Annotated in this window: 1 protein-coding gene and 1 pseudogene; one reads left to right on the forward strand and one right to left on the reverse strand. The window is 66.5% G+C overall.

Going from position 1 to position 2,629, the window contains the following annotated elements; translation table 11 throughout:
- Positions 1 to 2,041 (reverse strand): thioredoxin domain-containing protein (locus tag ACSLE4_RS06625; protein ID WP_435903692.1); only part of this gene is annotated, 2,041 nt, incomplete at its 3' end.
- Positions 2,042 to 2,081: 40 nt separating this feature from the next.
- Here ACSLE4_RS06625 and ACSLE4_RS06630 point away from each other — a divergent pair.
- Positions 2,082 to 2,629 (forward strand): annotated as a pseudogene (locus ACSLE4_RS06630) (tRNA uridine-5-carboxymethylaminomethyl(34) synthesis GTPase MnmE); the annotation flags it as partial.

Below are 2,629 nucleotides of genomic sequence, written 5' to 3' on the forward strand. Positions count from 1 at the left end.
CCACCGTCACTTGTCGCGCAGCCTTGATCGTCTCCACCAGCTTCGAAGGCTCGGTCACCGGCAGAGAGCATTGCGGACCGAGGCACACATAGGCCGTGACCTTGCCGTCCGTCGCGGTCTTGCCGTGGGCCGGTGAGTTGTCGGGCGGACTTTCGCTTTCCCTGATCTCTTGGATCACCGCGTTCGGCAGCGAGACATCGCGAAGCGCAGCGCGCATGGCGCTTGCGTCTTCGCCGTCCGGCACGATGAGCACGACAAGCGGCGGCGCCATCATGTCGATCGCGGCGCCCAGCAATCCGGAGTAGCCGACCGGGGTGCCGGCGATGCCCGCCCCGAACGCGCGCAGGATCTCCTCGGCGCGGTTGGCGTAGCGCGTCTCGCCGGTCCACAGCGACAGCGCGATGAGGTTCGACACCATCACCGCATTGGCGTTCGGCGTGGCGTCGTCGTGACCGCTCAACGGCCGCACGATGAGGTCGCGCGTGTCGTCCGCGGCGAGATGATAGCCGCCGAGATCGTGCGCCCAATAATGGGTATCCATCACCTCGGTCCAGGCTAGCGCCTGCTCGACATAGTCGCGGCGACCGGCGGCGCTCGCGAGCGCCAGCGCCGCGCGGATCAGATTGGCGTAATCGGAGGCGGTCGCCGGCGCCTTGGCCTCGCCCGCGCGATAGGCGTGAAACAGACGGCCATTCTTTGTCATCTGTGTACGGATGAAGTGGAAGGCCATCTGCGCGGCCTCCAGCCATTCGGGCTTGTCGAAAGCGGTGGCCGCGTCGGCGAGCGCGGCGATCATCAGACCGTTCCAATCGGCGAGCACCTTGTCGTCGAAGCCGGGCCGCACGCGTCCCGCGCGGCGCGCCAAGAGCTTCGCGCGCATCGAGGCCAAGCGCGCTTCGGTGTCGTCGTCGCGCAGCTCGATCGCGTTCAGCCGATTGAGAATGTTGTGGCCTTCGAAATTGCCCTCCGCGGTGACGTCGTAAATCTCGGCGAACAGTTTTGCATCGTCCGTACCCAGAACGTCTTCGATCTCGGCGAGCAACCACACATAGAACTTGCCTTCCTCGCCTTCTGAGTCCGCATCGAGCGAGGCGGCGAACGCGCCGCCCTCCGTCGTCATCTCGCGCGTGAGCCAGCCCACCGTCTCTTCGATGCGCTGCGCGTAGAGCGGCGATTGCGTCTCGCGCCAGCTCTGCGTCATCAGGTCGATGAGCAGCGCGTTGTCGTAGAGCATCTTTTCGAAATGCGGCACGAGCCAACGCTCATCCACGCTGTAGCGCGCATAGCCGCCGCCGAGATGATCGTAGATGCCGCCTTGTGCGATATGGGTGAGGGTGAGGTCGACCGCCTCGCGCGGGTTGGGCAGGCCGTAGCGCAGGCCCGCGCGCCACAAGAACTCAAAGAACTGCGTCTGCGGAAATTTCGGCGCGCCGCGTATGCCGCCTTGCACCGGATCGACCGCTTGCAGGAAGCGCCGCGCCAAATCGGAGAGCGTGGCGTCGTCGAGTGTGGCGCTCGTGCCTTCCGCGTGCTGCGGCTTCAGGCGCTCGGCTATGGCGTCGGCATTGGTGCGGACCTTCTCCGGCTCTGCGTGAAACACATGCGAGATAGTCTTCAGTACACTGATGAAGCCGGGCCGTCCGTATTGGTCTTGCGGCGGGAAGTAGGTGCCGCCCCAGAACGGCTCGGCGTCCGGGGTGAGGAACATGGTCAGCGGCCAGCCGCCCCGCTCGCCGATCTGGTGCAGCGCGTTCATGTAGATCGCGTCCACGTCCGGGCGCTCTTCCCGGTCGACCTTGATGTTCACGAACAGGTCGTTCATGACCTTGGCCGTTGCCTCGTCCTCGAAGCTCTCATGTGCCATCACGTGGCACCAGTGACAGGCGGCGTAGCCGACCGAGAGGAGGATCGGCTTGTTCGCCGCCTTCGCCTCGGCGAGCGCCTCCGGCCCCCAGGGACGCCAATGGACCGGGTTGTCCTTGTGTTGAAGGAGATAGGGGCTGGTCTCGGCCCCGAGCTGGTTGTCTGGTCTGTCCTGCATGATCCTCCCGTGTCGGCTGTGCCCGGCCCTAGGATAACCCATGAACCGCAAGATTGTTGACCCAGCCGAAACGATTGTCGCGCCGGCCTCCGGCGCCGGACCTTCGGCGGTCGCCGTCATCCGCGTGTCCGGCCCGCGAACCCGCACCGTGCTCGAGGCGTTAGTGGGCCACCTGCCCGCGCCGCGCCATGCGTCCTTGCGCGACATCGGCGAGCCCGTCATCGACCGTGGGCTCGTGCTGTGGTTCCCGGGGCCGGCGAGCTTTACCGGCGAAGACATGGCCGAGTTGCAAGTCCATGGCAGCCGCGCCGTGGTGCAGGCCGTGGTCGAGGCGGTGCTCGCCTGTGACGGGACGCGGCTGGCCGAGCCCGGCGCCTTCGCCCGCCGCGCTTTCGAGAACGGCAAGCTCGATCTCACCGAGGTCGAGGGCCTGGCCGATCTCATCAACGCGGAAACGGAGGCGCAGCGGCGTCAGGCGCTGGCGCAGTCCGAAGGATCGTTGCGGCGTCTTTACGAAGGCTGGCGCGCCGAGCTCTTGAAGGCGCAAGCGCTGATGGAGGCGGGGCTCGACTTCGCCGACGAGGCGGA

The organism is Methyloceanibacter sp. (assembly GCF_051306395.1).
In the GTDB taxonomy this organism is placed as follows: domain Bacteria; phylum Pseudomonadota; class Alphaproteobacteria; order Rhizobiales; family Methyloligellaceae; genus Methyloceanibacter.